General features: G+C 67.2%; 11 protein-coding genes. 3 read left to right on the forward strand and 8 right to left on the reverse strand.

The window, feature by feature from the left end; translation table 11 throughout:
- Window positions 1–193: 193 nt before the first annotated feature.
- The 7 genes from ACWKWX_RS23775 to ACWKWX_RS23805 form a co-directional block, all read right to left on the reverse strand.
- Window positions 194–1,615: an efflux transporter outer membrane subunit gene (locus ACWKWX_RS23775; protein WP_483829083.1), complete on the reverse strand. Its 1,422-nt coding sequence runs from the start codon at window positions 1,613–1,615 to the stop codon at window positions 194–196.
- On the reverse strand, window positions 1,612–4,791 hold the full coding sequence (locus ACWKWX_RS23780; protein ID WP_483829084.1) for an efflux RND transporter permease subunit: 3,180 nt from the start codon (window positions 4,789–4,791) through the stop codon (window positions 1,612–1,614). Before ACWKWX_RS23780 ends, ACWKWX_RS23775 begins: the two co-directional genes overlap by 4 nt.
- Before the next feature lie 13 nt (window positions 4,792–4,804).
- The gene (mexE, locus tag ACWKWX_RS23785; RefSeq protein WP_416424752.1) at window positions 4,805–6,040 is read right to left on the reverse strand and encodes a multidrug efflux RND transporter periplasmic adaptor subunit MexE; all 1,236 of its coding nucleotides are present in this window, start codon (window positions 6,038–6,040) and stop codon (window positions 4,805–4,807) included.
- 256 nt (window positions 6,041–6,296) lie between these two features.
- Window positions 6,297–7,154 carry an efflux RND transporter periplasmic adaptor subunit gene (locus tag ACWKWX_RS23790; protein WP_473002618.1) on the reverse strand — a complete coding sequence of 286 codons (858 nt, stop codon included), beginning with the start codon at window positions 7,152–7,154 and terminating at the stop codon, window positions 6,297–6,299.
- Between the two features lie 10 nt (window positions 7,155–7,164).
- Window positions 7,165–7,365: a DUF1656 domain-containing protein gene (locus ACWKWX_RS23795; protein ID WP_483829085.1), complete on the reverse strand. Its 201-nt coding sequence runs from the start codon at window positions 7,363–7,365 to the stop codon at window positions 7,165–7,167.
- A gap of 17 nt (window positions 7,366–7,382) precedes the next feature.
- Window positions 7,383–9,395 carry an FUSC family protein gene (locus ACWKWX_RS23800; protein WP_483829086.1) on the reverse strand — a complete coding sequence of 671 codons (2,013 nt, stop codon included), beginning with the start codon at window positions 9,393–9,395 and terminating at the stop codon, window positions 7,383–7,385.
- Window positions 9,392–10,873, reverse strand: coding sequence for an efflux transporter outer membrane subunit (locus ACWKWX_RS23805; protein WP_416424748.1), 1,482 nt, complete (start codon window positions 10,871–10,873; stop codon window positions 9,392–9,394). Before ACWKWX_RS23805 ends, ACWKWX_RS23800 begins: the two co-directional genes overlap by 4 nt.
- Before the next feature lie 178 nt (window positions 10,874–11,051).
- Here ACWKWX_RS23805 and ACWKWX_RS23810 point away from each other — a divergent pair, with 178 nt between their 5' ends.
- Window positions 11,052–11,999, forward strand: coding sequence for a LysR family transcriptional regulator (locus tag ACWKWX_RS23810; RefSeq protein WP_416424747.1), 948 nt, complete (start codon window positions 11,052–11,054; stop codon window positions 11,997–11,999).
- 39 nt (window positions 12,000–12,038) lie between these two features.
- Here ACWKWX_RS23810 and ACWKWX_RS23815 read toward each other — a convergent pair whose 3' ends face one another.
- Window positions 12,039–12,458 carry a hypothetical protein gene (locus ACWKWX_RS23815; RefSeq protein WP_483829087.1) on the reverse strand — a complete coding sequence of 140 codons (420 nt, stop codon included), beginning with the start codon at window positions 12,456–12,458 and terminating at the stop codon, window positions 12,039–12,041.
- A 72-nt stretch (window positions 12,459–12,530) separates the two neighbouring features.
- On the opposite strand from ACWKWX_RS23815, the gene ACWKWX_RS23820 reads away from it, so the two are divergent.
- Together ACWKWX_RS23820 and nudK are read left to right on the forward strand one after the other, a co-directional pair.
- Window positions 12,531–12,911: a MerR family transcriptional regulator gene (locus tag ACWKWX_RS23820; protein WP_416424745.1), complete on the forward strand. Its 381-nt coding sequence runs from the start codon at window positions 12,531–12,533 to the stop codon at window positions 12,909–12,911.
- A 37-nt stretch (window positions 12,912–12,948) separates the two neighbouring features.
- Entirely contained in the window at window positions 12,949–13,530 is a 582-nt protein-coding gene (gene nudK, locus ACWKWX_RS23825) for a GDP-mannose pyrophosphatase NudK (RefSeq protein ID WP_476299186.1), read from the forward strand.
- The last annotated feature ends 3 nt before the right edge of the window (window positions 13,531–13,533 follow it).

The raw sequence follows: 13,533 nt of genomic DNA on the forward strand, positions 1-13,533 counted from the left end.
ATCGAGCGCCGCCCGCGCGGCGCATCGCGACCAAGGTCGGCTCCTACGGTTTGTTGCAACGTGCCATGGCCTGATAGTCCGAGTTGTCCGCCTTTGTTTGTTCGGCTCGGGGTTTGTGTCAGGCACAAAAAAGCCCCGCACGAGGGCGGGGCAAAAAGGTCAGTCAAAAACCAACCAAAGGAGCTCGGTTAAATCACTGGGCCGAGGCCACTGCCTGGCCTTTGTCTGGCACCTGCCAGCCACCGCCCAACGCTTTGTAGATGGCGACGATGCCGCGGTACTGCTCGATCTCGGCCTGGGCCTGGGCGTCTTCGGCGCTCAGGCGTTCGCGTTCGGCGTCCAGCAGCACCAGGTAGTCGACGGTGCCTTCGCGGTACTGGATCGAGGCCAGGTCGGCGGCGGCGCGGCTGGCCTGGCTCTGTTTGTTCAGCGAGGCCAGGCGCTGCTGGATCTTGCCGTAGTCGCTGAAGGCGTTTTCCGACTCTTCCAGGGCCAGCAGCACCTGCTGTTCGTAGGTGGCCAGGGCGCCTTCGGCTTCGGCGTTGGCGCCACGGATGCGCGCTTTCACGCTGCCCAGGTTGAACGCCGCCCAGGTGATGCTCGGGCCCAGGGACCAGGCGTTGGCGGCGGCCGAGCCGATCTGCGAACCGCGGGCGGCGGTGAAGCCCAGGAAGCCGGACAGGCTGACCCGTGGGAACAGGTCGGCGGTGGCCACGCCGACGTTGGCGGTGGCTGCGGCCAGCTTGCGTTCGGCGCTGCGCACGTCGGGGCGGCGGCGCAGCAGCTCGCCAGGGTCACCAATGGGCAGGGCCTTGGAGATGGCCGGCAGCTTCGCCGGGCTCAGGTCCACGCTCAACTGGTCCGGGCGCTGGCCCAGCAGGGTGGCGATGCGGTTGCGCGCCCGTACCTGTTCGGCCTGCAGTTGCGGCACGGTGGCTTCGACCCCGGCCAGGCGCGCGTCGGCGCGCACCACGTCCAGTTCGTTGCCCACGCCGGCGTCACGCAGGCTGACGGTGATGGTGCGCGACTCCTGCTGGGTCTTCAGGTTGGCCCGGGCAATGTCTTCGCGCAGTTGCGCGCCGCGCAGGTCACCGTAGGCGTCCACCAGGTCGGCGATCATGGTCACCTGCAGCTGCTGCAGGTCGGCGCGGGCGGCGTCTTCCTGGGCATCGCTGGCTTCCAGGCTGCGCTGGATGCGGCCGAACAGGTCGACCTCCCAGGCCATGTCCAGGCCCAGGTCATAGCGCTCCTGGTTGACCCGGTCGGTGGTCTGGCCGGGCACCTGGCCCTTGCCGACTTCGCTGCTGACGCGGCTGGTCACCACCGGGAAGCGCTCGGTGTTGACGTCGTCGCGGATGGCGCGGGCCGCCTTCAGGCGGGCGAAGGCCACGCGCAGGTCGCGGTTGCCGGCCAGCGAGGTCTGCACCAGCTGGTTCAGGGTAGGGTCGTCGAACTGCTGCCACCACACCGCGTCGAAATGACCGCGGTCGTACTGGCCGTCCTTGGCGGCAACGACGTTGGCCGCCGCCGTGTCCGGGGTCTTGTAGTCGGGGCCCACGGCGCAGGCCGCCAGGGCCAGCACCAGCAGGCTGGGCATGAAGAGTTTCAGGCTCATGCTGGGTTCTCCAGGGTCAGAAGCTGGGCGGCCTTGCGGGCCTTTTTCTTTTCCACGCGGTTGCGGATCAGCACGAAGAACACCGGGGTCAGCAGCAGGCCGAAGAAGGTCACCCCCAGCATGCCGGAGAACACCGCCACGCCCATGGCATGGCGCATCTCGGCACCGGCGCCGTGGGACAGCACCAGCGGCACCACGCCCATGATGAACGCGAACGAGGTCATCAGGATCGGCCGCAGACGCATGCGGCAGGCTTCCAGCACGGCGGCCAGCGGGTCCAGGCCTTCTTCCTGCTTGTCCTTGGCAAACTCGACGATCAGGATCGCGTTCTTGCACGCCAGCCCCACCAGCACGATCAGGCCGATCTGGGTGAAAATGTTGTTGTCGCTACCGGCGATGATCACGCCAGCGATGGCCGACAACAGCGTCATGGGCACGATCAGGATCACCGCCAGCGGCAGGCTCCAACTTTCGTACTGGGCGGCCAGCACCAGGAAGGCCAGCAGCACGCACAGCGGGAACACGAACAGCGCGGTGTTGCCCGAGAGGATCTGCTGGTAGGTCAGCTCGGTCCACTCGTAGGTCATGCCGTTGGGCAGCTCCTGCTTCAGCAGTTTCTCCACTGCCGCCTGGGCCTGGCCCGAGCTGTAGCCGGGGGCGGCGTTGCCGCTGATTTCGGCGGTGACGAAGCCGTTGTAGTGCATCACCCGGTCCGGGCCCGAGGTGTTGTTGACCTTGATGAAGGTCGCCAGCGGGATCATCTCGCCGAGGTTGTTGCGCACCTTCAGCTGGCCGATCTGCTCGGGCTCGAGGCGGAACTGCTGCTCGGCCTGGACGTTGACCTGGTAGGTGCGGCCAAAGCGGTTGAAGTCGTTGGCGTACAGCGAGCCCAGGTAGATCTGCAGGGTGTCGAAGATGTCGCTGATGGCCACGCCGTGGGTCTTGGCTTTCTCGCGGTCGATGGCGGCGTCCACCTGCGGCACGTTCACGGTGTAGCTGGTGAACAGCCCGGCCAGTTCCGGCACGCTGCGGCTCTTGGCGATGATGTTCTGGGTTTCGGTGTACAGCGCGTCGTAGCCCAGGTTGCCACGGTCCTCGATCTGCAGGCGGAAGCCGCCGATGGTGCCAAGGCCCTGCACGGGCGGTGGCGGGAAGATCGCCATGTAGGCGTCCTGGATGGCGGCGTACTTGCCGTTCAGGGCGCCGGCGATGGCCGCGGCCGACTCGCTGGGGTCACGGCGCTCGTCGAAGTCCTTCAGGGCCACGAAGACGATGCCGTTGTTGGGGCTGTTGGTGAAGCCGTTGATCGACAGGCCCGGGAAAGCGATGGCGTTGGCCACCCCCGGCTGCTTCATGGCGATCTCCGACATCTGCTTGATGACGTCTTCGGTGCGGTCCAGGCTGGCGGCATCGGGCAGTTGCGCGAAGGCCACCAGGTACTGCTTGTCCTGGGCCGGGACGAAGCCGGTGGGGGTGCTGGAGAAGCCCAGCCAGGTCAGGCCGATGAGGCCGGCGTACACCACCAGGGCCACGCCGCTGCGGCGGATCACCCGGCGCACGGTGCCCACGTAGCCATGGCTGGCCTTGACGAAGAAACGGTTGAACGGTCCGAACAGCCAGCCACCCAGCAGCTTTTCCAGCACCCGCGAGAAGCGGTCCTTGGGCGCGTCGTGGCCTTTGAGCAACACCGCGGCGAGGGCCGGCGACAGGGTCAGCGAGTTGAACGCCGAGATCACCGTGGAGATCGCGATGGTGAGGGCGAACTGCTTGTAGAACTGCCCGGTCAAGCCACTGATGAAGGCGGCCGGCACGAACACCGCGCACAGCACCAGCGCCGTGGCGATGATAGGCCCGGTCACCTCGCCCATGGCGCGCTTGGTGGCGTCCACGGGGTTCAAGCCCAGCTCGATGTTGCGCTCGACGTTCTCCACCACCACGATGGCGTCGTCCACCACGATGCCGATGGCCAGCACCAGGCCGAACAGCGACAGGGCGTTGAGCGAGAAGCCGAACAGGTGCATGACCGCGAAGGTACCGATCAGCGACACCGGTACCGCCACCAACGGGATGATCGAGGCGCGCCAGGTCTGCAGGAACAGGATCACCACCAGCACCACCAGAATCAGTGCCTCGAACAGGGTGTGGATCACCGCCTCGATGGAGCCACGGACGAAGATGGTCGGGTCATAGACGATGCTGTAGTCCATGCCTTCGGGGAAGCTCTTCTTCAGTTCGGCCATCTTGGCCCGCACTTCATTGGAGATGTCGATGGCGTTGGAGCCAGGGCGCTGGAAGATCGGGATGGCCACCGCCGGCTGGTTGTTGAGCAGCGAGCGCAGGGCGTACTGGCTGGAGCCCAGCTCGACGCGGGCGATGTCTTTCAGGCGAGTGATCTCGCCGTCGGCACCGGTGCGGATGATGATGTTCTCGAACTCATCCTCGGTGACCAGGCGGCCCTGGGTGTTGATCGACATCTGGAAGCTGGTGGCGCTGGGCGAGGGCGGCGAGCCCAATTGGCCGGCGGCCACCTGGCGGTTCTGCTCGCGAATGGCGGTGACCACGTCGGTGGCGGTCAGGTTGCGCGACGCGGTCTTGTTCGGGTCCAGCCACACGCGCAGGGAGTAGTCGCCCATGCCGAACAGTTGCACATCGCCGACGCCGCCCAGCCGCGCCAGCTCATCCTTGATGTTGAGGATGGCGTAGTTGGACAGGTAGAGCATGTCGTAGCGTTTGTCCGGCGAGGTCAGGTGCACCACCATGGTCAGGTCGGGGGAGGCCTTGTCCACGGTGATACCGATGCGCGTCACTTCCTCAGGCAGCTTGGGCTCGGTGCGCGTCACCCGGTTCTGCACCTGCACCTGGGCGTTGTCAAGGTCGGTGCCCAGGGCGAAGGTGATGGTCAGGGTCAGCTTGCCGTCGGCGGTGGACTGCGAGGACATGTACAGCATGTTCTCCACGCCGGTGATGGCCTGCTCCAGCGGCGCGGCCACGGTTTCACCGATGACCTTGGGGTTGGCGCCGGGGAAGTTGGCGCGCACCACCACGGTGGGCGGTACCACTTCGGGGTATTCGCTGATGGGCAACTGGAACAGCGAGATCGCGCCGCCGATCAGGATCAGCAGCGAGAGCACGGCGGCGAAGATCGGCCGCTGGATAAAGAACTGGGAAAATTTCATCGGTCTGTTCCTGTTAGCCGCGTGGCGTGGCGGCGCTGGCCAGGTTCACGCTGGCAGCGGCGGCGGGCTTGTTGCTGGCTTGCAGCGCCCGCAGTTGCTCGGCCAGGGCGGCGAGGGTGGCGGGGCTGGCCATGGGCGCGTCCTGCGGGTCGACCTGGGCGCCGGGGTGCACGCGCTGCAGGCCGTTGATGACGATGGTGTCGTCCTTGGCCAGGCCCGAACGGACGATGCGCAGGCCTTCGAGTTTCGGCCCCAGCTCCACGGTGCGGTAGGCGGCCTTGTGGTCCTTGTCCACCACCAGCACGTACTTCTTGCCCAGGTCGCTGGCCACGGCCTCGTCCTTGATCAGCACGGCCTCGTAGGTGGCGCTGCCCACCAGTTTCAGGCGGGCGTACAGGCCGGGGGTGTAGCTGCCGTCGCTGTTGTCGAACACGGCGCGGCCGCGGATGGTGCCGGTCTTGGGGTTGACCTGGTTGTCGACGAAGTCCATCTGGCCCAGGTGCGGGTTGCCGTCCTCGTTGGACAGGCCCAGGTACACCGGGGTGGTGGCGCCGCGCTCGCCCTTGCGCGCCAGCTGGCTGTACTTGAGGTACACGCGCTCGTCGGCGTCGAAGTAGGCGTACACCTTGTCGGTGGACACCAGGCTGGTCAGCGGCGTGACGTCGGCGGTGACGATGTTGCCGGCGGTGATCTCGGCGCGGCTGACGCGGCCGCTGATGGGTGCGGTGACGCGGGTGAAGCTCAGGTTCAGGCGGGCCAGGTCCAGCTGGGCCTGGATGGCGGCCACGGCGGCGCGCGATTCCTGGGCGGTGCTGGTGCGGGTCTCGGCAAGCTCGGTGGAGATGGCGTTACTGGCGCGCAGGCGCTCGCCGCGTTGGGATTCGCTTTCGGTACGGGTGGCGGTGGCGCGGGCCTGTTGCAGTTGCGCTTCCAGGCGGCGTACTTCAGCTTCGAAGGGACGTGGGTCGATCTGGAACAGCAGGTCGCCTTTCTTCACCAGGGCGCCTTCGGTGAAGGCTACCTGGTCGATCTGCCCGGACACCCGTGGGCGCACTTCAACGGTTTGCGGCGCCTCCAGGCGCCCGGTGAACTCGTCCCACTCGTTGATGGGCTGCTCCAGCACCTTGGCCACGGTGACTTTCGGCGCCGCTGGCGCCTGGGCCACTTCGGGGGCACGCCCGCAAGCACTCATCACCACGACCGCGAGGGCGGCCAGAGGGAAGCGTAGATGTTTGATTGACTGTTCCATGGGGCACGTCCACCACTGTATTGAGAATGGGCGGAGTGTGTTCGCTTGGGCGGGTTATCGACGAATCGAATGGGGCGAAGGTATATATCATTCACAATGATATTAGAGTGCCCCCAAGGCTCTGGGACGGGGATTTCGTAAGCTTGCTATCGATTTTAGTGATGCTGGACGCGGCCTGGCGGCCGCTGCTACGGGAATTGTATGCGCAAAACCCCGCGTAGCAGCTGCCGAAGGCTGCGTCCGGCCGCGCCGCGGTTCAAGCGCCGGGGCTGATGACCACTGTGCAGGTGGTACCCGCCGCCAACACCATGTCCTCAGGCACGTCATCCAACTGGATACGCACCGGCACGCGCTGGGCCAGGCGCACCCAGTTGAACGTCGGGTTCACATCGGCCACCAGCTCGCGGCTCTCGGGGTTGTCGCGGTCGTAGATGCCGCGCGAGATGCTTTCGACGTGGCCCTTGAGCACTTCGCCGCTCATCATCTGCAACTGTGCCTTGTCGCCCACTTTTACGTTGGGCAGCTTCGATTCCTCGAAATAACCGTACACCCAGAACGAATGGCGGTCGACCACGGCCATCTTCGCCTCGCCCACCTTGGCGTAGTCGCCCGGGTGCACGTTGAGGTTGGTGACGTAGCCGTCGACGCTGGCCACCACCTGGGTGCGGGCCAGGTTCAGCTGCGCGGCGTCCAGCGCGGCCACGGCCTGCTGGTAGTCGGCCTGGGCGGCGCTGGCGGTGTTGCCGGCGTCTTCGCGGCTTTCCTTGGACACCACCAGGTTGTCCATGTCGGCGCGGCGCTTGGCGTTGACTTCGCGCATCTGCCAGGTGGCCTTGCGCGAGGCCACCAGGGCCTTGGCCTGGTCCACGGCCACCTGGTAGTGGGCCGGGTCGATGCGCATCAGCACGTCGCCCTTTTTCACCAGCTGGTTGTCGTGCACCGGCACCTCCACCACCACGCCGCTGACGTCCGGGGCGACGTTGATGATGTCGGCGCGCACGCGGCCGTCGCGGGTCCAGGGCTGGGCCATGTAGTGGTTCCACAGGGTCGAACCCAGCTGGGCGGCCACGGCCACCACCAGCAGGGTCGCCACTACGCTGAAGAGTTTTTTCATGGTTGGCGTCTCAACGGTAGATGGTCAGCGCCAGGGCGCTGAACAGGCAAATGTACAGACTCAGGCGCACCAGCGGGGCGTGCCAGAAGAAGCGGTACAGGTTCAGCGCGATCAGCGCGCGGTCCAGCAGCCAGGCCAAAAGGGCGCTGGCGCCAAGCACCAGCAGCAGGGTCGGCAGGTACAGTTCGAGGAAAAACAGTTCGCGGGGCATGGTCGGTCAGGTCCGGGTCAGGCGCTGGCCAGCGGCGAGCGAGGGTTGAGCAGGGCGCTGCGGATAAAGTGCAGGTATGCTGCCTGGGGCTGCGCCGGGTGCGCCGCCAGGGCGTCATCCAGGGCCAGCAGCGCCTGTTCGCGCTGGGCCGCGCCGGGGCGGTCGAACAGCCGCGCCAGGGCCGCGCTGACCGTCGCCGGCGCCTGGCCCAGCTCGCGTAGGCGCACCAGGGCGTGGCCCACGTCCTGCACGCTCAGCGCCCATTGCAGCAGTTCGTCCTGCACCGCCGGGCGTGCCGCCGACAGCGAGGTGGCGTGCTGCAGCACGTCGCGGCTGCGGCTGTCGAAACGCTGGCGCAGGTGCTTCAGGCTGCCATGGGCGGCGAAGCCCACCTGGCGGCGCAGGTCGCGTTGCAAGTGGCGCCAGGCCCAGGGCGCGTTGCTGGGCAAAATTACCGCACCGGCGATGGCACACAGGCCGAAGGCGATGATGTTGGCGATGCAGTCGTTGAGGAAACCGCTGGGGTTATAGACCGTCAGGTTGGCCGGAATGGCGCCGGTGGCGAAGGTGATCAGGAAGCCCAGGCCGATGCCCATGGTGGACATGCGGGTGGTCAGGAAACCGCCGAACAGCAGCGCCGGGGACAGCACGAAGCACAGCAGGGGAAAACCGTCGATGTGCGGGTACAGCAGGAAGTATTCGACGAAGCCGAACAGGCTGCTGAGCACCACGCCCAGGCCCATCTGCACGCCTGCGCGCCACGGGTTCGGGGTGCTGGCGGTGAGGCTGATGCCGGCGGCCGCCGAGATCATCAGGCTGATGCCGCTGGGCCAGGCGGTGGCGAGCCAGAAGCTGGCGGCCAGGGCCACGGTCAGGAAACCGCGCACGCCCGAGGCGGCGCACAGCCACAGGTTGGTGCGCGGCGTGTAGCCGGCGGCCCATCGTTCGCGCGGGTGGCGGTGGCTGGCGAGCGAGGCGTGGGTCTGGGCGTAGTCGTGCAGTTCGTCGATCAGCCCCAGCAGCAGCTCGCCGGCGGTGTCCAGGTCTTGCTGGCAGGCGGTGGCCGGCAGGTGCCGGAGGCGCACGGCGGTGTCGGCGTGCAGGCGCTGCAGGCGCTCGGCCAGGGGCGCGGCGCCGGCGCTGTCCAGCGGCTGGTCGCGATAATCTTCCAGCAGCGTCACCAGCCCGGCCAGCGCCGGTTGCAGGTCTTGCCAGGCGCCTGGCGCTTCGTGGCGCAGGCGCTGCAGCTGCTGGTGCAGGGCGTTGAAGCGCGTGGTGCACTGCATGAATTCGCTGTTGAGGCGGCTCAGGCGGCCGCTGCGCATGTGCGTCAGCGGGTCTTCGAACACGGTCACGCTGCGCAGGTTCTCCAGGCCTACGGCCTCGGCCACCAGGCGGCGGTTGTGCTGGGCGAAGGCGCCTTCGGCCAGGCGGCCTTGCAGGCTGTCGGCGGCAAAGGCGGCGAACAGCCCCAGGCGCTTGCCGATGGTGGCGCGCAGCGCCGTGCGGCTGTTCTGCGGGAAGATCACCGCCGAGACCACGCCGCTGCAGATCACCGCCAGGCCGATCTCGATGGCCCGCCACACCGCCGACAGGTACACGCCTTCGGGGTGGGTGAGGGCAGGCACGCCGACGATGGCGGCGGTGTAGCCGGTGAGCACGAAGGCATAGGCCTGGAAGTTGCGGTAGCGCGCCGACAGCCCGCAGCACAGCCCCACCCACAGTGCCAGGCAGCCCAGGAACAGGTCGCTGTGCTGGCCGAACAGGGCGATCAGGGTGACCACCACCACCGCGCCCAGCAAGGTGCCCAGCAAGCGCCAGGCGCTCTTGGCAATGACCTGGCCGCTTTGCGGCTGCATGACGATGAACACCGTGGCCAGTGCCGTGGTCGGTTGCGGCAGCTCCAGGCGCAAGGCCAGCCAATAGGTGAGGAAGGTGGCAGTGAGCAGCTTGAACAGGTAGATCCAGGTCACGCCGTCACGTTCGGCCCAGGCGCGCAGGGCGGCGCGCCAGTCGTTGCCCAGGCTCATGGTTGCTGCTCGCCGCGCAGCAGCGCCAGGCCGGGCTTGGCCGGGGTGGCGCGGGCTGGATCGGGGCTGTCATTGCCGGCGCGCACACCGCCGCCCAGGGCAATCACCAGCGAGGCCTGGGTTTGCAGGCGTGCGGCCTGCACCTGCTGCAGGGTCTGCTGTTCGCGGAACAGCTGGGTCTGGGCGTTGAGCACCTCCAGGTAGCCGGTCAGGCCGCGCTGGAAGGCGATGCGGGCGATGTCATAGCTGCGCTGGGCGTTGGCCACGCCCTGGCTGGCCAGGGTGAATTGCTGGTCCATGGAGTGGCGGCGGATCAGCTGGTCGCTGATGTCCTTCAGCGCCTGCACCAGGGTCTGGTTGTACTGGGCGACGGCCAGGTCGTAGCCGGCAGAGGCGGCGCCCAGCTGGGCGCGCAGGCGGCCGCCGTCGAAGATCGGCAGGCTCAGGGCCGGGCCCACGGTCCAGGTCTGCTTGCTGGCGTTGAGGAACTCCAGCACGCCACCGCCGGTGGCGCTGAAGCCGAGGCTGGCCGCCAGGTCCACGTCAGGATAGAACCCGGCGCGCGCCACTTCGATGCCGCGTGCCTGGGCGTTGACGCGCCAGCGGCTGGCGACCACGTCCGGGCGCTGGCCCAGCAGTTGCGCGGGCAGGCGGGCTGGCAGGGCCAGCGCGGCGCCCAGGGCCAGGGTCGGGCGTTGCAGGCTCTGCGCAGCGCCCGGGCCCTTGCCGGCCAGGGCGGCCAGCTGGTTGCCGCTCAGGGCAATGCTTTCATCCAGGCTGTCGATCTGGCGCAGGGTTTCGGGCAGCGAGGTCTGCGCCTGGCTAACCTCCAGCTGGGTGCCGATACCGTGGTCAAAACGCTTCTGGGCCAGGTCCAGCACCTGCTGCTGTTGCTTGAGCAGGGCCTGGAGAATGTCGCGTTGGGCGTACTGTTCCGACAGCTGGATATAGGCGCGGACGATGTTGCCCTGCAGCTCCAGCTGCGCGGCGCGCCCCTGGGCGGCCGCGGCGTGGGCGCTGTCCAGGGCCTGTTCAGTGGCGCTCTGCTCGCGGCCCCACAGGTCCAGGGAATAGCTCAGGCCCAGGGCGGCGCTGTTGTCGAAGTCGGTGACATCGGCCAGCTCGCCGGGGCCGTAGAAGTTGTCGGTGGGCCATTTGTGGCGGGTGATCGAGGCCTTGCCGTTGACCTGCGGCGCCTCATTGGCGGCGGTCACCCCGGCCATGGCCTTGGCCTGGCGCACCCGCGCGGCGGCTTCGGCCAGGGTTGGGCTATTGCGTTGGGCGTCGTCGATCCAGCGGTTGAGCTGGGCGTCGCCGTAGGCCATCCACCAGCGGCTGTCTGGCCAGTGGGCGTCGTTGCGGGCCTGGGCAATGGCGGCGTCGAGCTGCAACTGGTTGGCGGCCATGGGCTGGCTGGTCGGGCCGATGCCGTGGGTGCTGATGCAACCACTGATTGTTAACGTTAATGTGAGTAACATCAGGGGTAAGGCGTGTCTGGTCATGCGTGTATTCACCGCTGGTCGTTCCCCTGATGTGCCCGTTGATTATGGATGGGGAGGATTTTACCGGCTGGCGGCTGATGCAATAAACGCAACAACACATGATTGTTTGTTGTAATTAATTTTATAATCACCCGGTCACTCGGGGAAACGTCAGATGAACATCCTCCAATACATGCGCGCCTTCGTCTGCGTGGCGCAAACCGGCAGCTTCACCCTGGCCGCCGAGCAGATGAACACCACCACCGCCAACCTGTCGCGCGCGGTGTCGAACCTGGAAAGCCACCTGCGCACCCGGCTGCTCAACCGCACCACCCGGCGCATCGCCATGACCGAGGCGGGCAAGCGCTACTACCACCGCTGCGAGAGCATCCTGGCCTCGGTGGCCGAAGCCGAAGCCGAGGCCGAAGCCACCCAGGACTACGCCGCCGGCAGCCTCAAGGTGCACGCCATGGCGGGCATCGGCATGCACTACGTGATCGAGGCCATGGCCGACTACCGCGAGCGCTACCCCGAGGTGAGCTTCGACCTGCACCTGAGCAACCGCGTGCCCGACCTGATCGAGGATGGCTTCGACGTCTCCATCGTGCTGGCCGCGCAGCTGCCCGACTCGGGCTACATCTCCCAGCGCCTGGGCACTATCTACAGCGTGCTGTGCGCCGCGCCGCGCTACCTGGAGCGCCGCGGCGGCGGCCCGCGCACCCCGGCCGAGCTGGAAGAGCACGACTGCCTGCTGATGAGCAGCGTCGCCTACCCGGACAACCGCTGGCAGTTCGAAGGCCCCGACGGCCCGGAAGTGGCCTCGCTGCGCGCCACGCCGTTCCAGGTCAACGCCATCGACGCCATGCGCGTGGCCATCCGCAGCGGCATGGGCATCGGCGTGCTGCCCAGCTACTCGGCCATCGACGGCCTGCGCAGCGGCGAGCTGGTGCGGGTGCTGCCCGGCTACCGCCTGCAGCGCCTGAACCTGTACGCCATCTACCCGTCGCGGCTGTTCCTGGACGCGAAGATTCGAACCTGGGTGGAGCACCTGCGGGCGTCGTTGCCGCAGGCGCTGGCGGATGAGGAAAGTGACTTGAATGCCACCCAGCCACTGTCTTCCTGACAAACACCGCGTCGTCTGCATCGCGACCAAGGTCGGCTCCTACATCGTCCGTGGTAGGAGCCGACCTTGGTCGCGATTAGGCGACAATTGCAACGCCCCGAAGGTGAGCTCCATCAGCGTGAAGGCGAGGATGATCGGGCTGGCGCCGCTGAGCACCCCCACCACCTGCCATAACGCGAACAACCCCCGCGCCGCGGCGTCGTACAGCCCGTGTTCGGGCCGGGTGTGCCGCAGGCGCAGCAGCGCCCAGACAATCACCACGCTGCCCAGCAGGTTGGCCAGCAGCATGTGCGCAGGGTCGGTGAGCGGCTGCGGCGCACCCAGGCCCAAGGTTGTCGATAGACCGGCCAGCTGGCCGAACAGCCAGTGCATGCTCCAGGGCGTCATGAACGCCGCTGTGGCGAACAGGTCGTACCAGGCACTGGTGCGCACCAGGCGCAAATAGCGGGGGGTATCCATTGTGACAGGCTTCCTTAGTGATAGGATCGCCAGGCTAAACCCTGGTGCTTGGTCCAGGGTCAAGGGGGCAGGATGAAAATAGGGCAGGTGGCCGCGCTGGCCGGGGTGAGCTGTGACGCGCTGCGCTTCTACGAGGAGCGCGGGCTGATCCATTGCACCCGCAGCGCCAACGGGTACCGCCACTATCACCCGGACACGGTGCAGCTGGTGCAGTACATTCGCACCGCCCAGCAGCTGGGTTTCAGCCTGGCCGAGGTGGGTGAGAACCTGCCGGCGCTGTGGCAGGCCAGCGACGAGCCGGCCGAGCGGCTGGCGGCGGTGTTCGCGCAGAAGCTGGCGGCCATCGATGAACGCATTGCCCAGTTGCAGGGCCTGCGCCAGGCCCTGAGCGCGCGGGCCCAGGCGGTGTGCCCGCTGGCGCCGGTGCTTGACGCCGGCAAGGCCGGCGGGTAACCCTGCGCCCTTGGCGTTTTACCCTCAAGGATTTTCCATGGCCGACAGCCCCATTCGCATTACCGGCAAGGTACTGCTCTCTGACAACTGGTACCTGCTGAACAAATACACCTTCGACCTGCGCCGCCGCGACGGCAGCTGGCAGACCCAGACCCGCGAGGTGTACGACCGCGGCAACGGCGCAACTATCCTGCTGTACAACCTGGCCAAGCGCACCGTGGTGCTGATCCGCCAGTTCCGCCTGCCCACCTTCCTCAACGGCCACGACGGTTTCCTCATCGAGACTGCCGCCGGGCTGCTGGACAACGCCAGCCCCGAGGAACGCATTCGCCTGGAAGTGGAGGAGGAGACCGGCTACCGGGTCAAGGCCATCGAGAAGATCTTCGAGGCCTTCATGAGCCCCGGCGCGGTGACCGAGCGCATTCACTTCTTCATCGGCGAATACGAGGACGGCGACCGCGTGAACGCCGGCGGCGGCCTGGAAGCCGAGGGCGAAGACATCGAGGTGCTGGAGCTGGGCTTCGACGAAGCGCTGGCCATGGTCAGCAATGGCCAGATCGTCGACGGCAAGACCATCATGCTGCTGCAGTACCTCGAATTGCGCATCATGCCGCGTTAACTG

The organism is Pseudomonas imperatae (assembly GCF_057128625.1).